The sequence below is a fragment of the Corynebacterium tuberculostearicum genome (assembly GCF_022347385.1).
Classification (GTDB): domain Bacteria; phylum Actinomycetota; class Actinomycetes; order Mycobacteriales; family Mycobacteriaceae; genus Corynebacterium; species Corynebacterium tuberculostearicum_M.
Genome location: NZ_JAKRDT010000057.1, coordinates 1 through 557, shown reverse-complemented (window position 1 = coordinate 557; position 557 = coordinate 1). Strand labels below are relative to the sequence as shown.

Genomic DNA, 557 nt, shown 5'->3' with positions numbered 1-557 from the left:
TGAAGTGTCCCAGGTTTTGTTCCGTCTGAGTAGATGGGAAAATCTGGAATATGCCAAGAAAATTTGACCAGGATGCAAAGGACCGTGTGGTCCGTCTTGTAGAGGACCGTATCTTGGCGGAAAATATGTCGATGCAAGCCGCGTGCAAGGCAGTAGCTCCAAAGTTGGGGGTTTCATGGCACACGGCTCGTCAGTGGACCCAGCAGGCCCGTCGTGCGGGAAGCATCCCAGAACCTGTGCCTGAAGACTTGGCCGCGGAAAACGCGAGGCTACGCCGTGAAAATCAAGAGCTACGCGACACCAATGAGCTACTGAAGGCTGCCTCGGCTTTTTTCGCGTCGGAACTCGACCCAAAACGTCGGAAATGATCCGGTTCATCGATGAGTATCGGGATCGTTTCTCCATCGAGTTCATTTGCGAGACGTTAAACACCCACCGTGTTGGCGGTTTCATCACGTCCCGTGGATACCGCCAATCAAAAGCCCGTGGTATGAGTGCCCGCAGTCTTCGTGACGCTGCTCTAGTCGCGCACATCGCCGAGGTCCATGAAGAAAATT

The 557-nt window shown here is 53.9% G+C and carries 2 pseudogenes; both read left to right on the top strand.

Annotated features, from left to right (window positions below):
* Window positions 1-25: 25 nt before the first annotated feature.
* A pseudogene (locus MHK00_RS11860) lies at window positions 26-368 on the top strand (transposase).
* A pseudogene (locus MHK00_RS11855) lies at window positions 365-557 on the top strand (IS3-like element IS3501 family transposase); the annotation flags it as partial. The pseudogenes MHK00_RS11860 and MHK00_RS11855, both read left to right, overlap by 4 nt.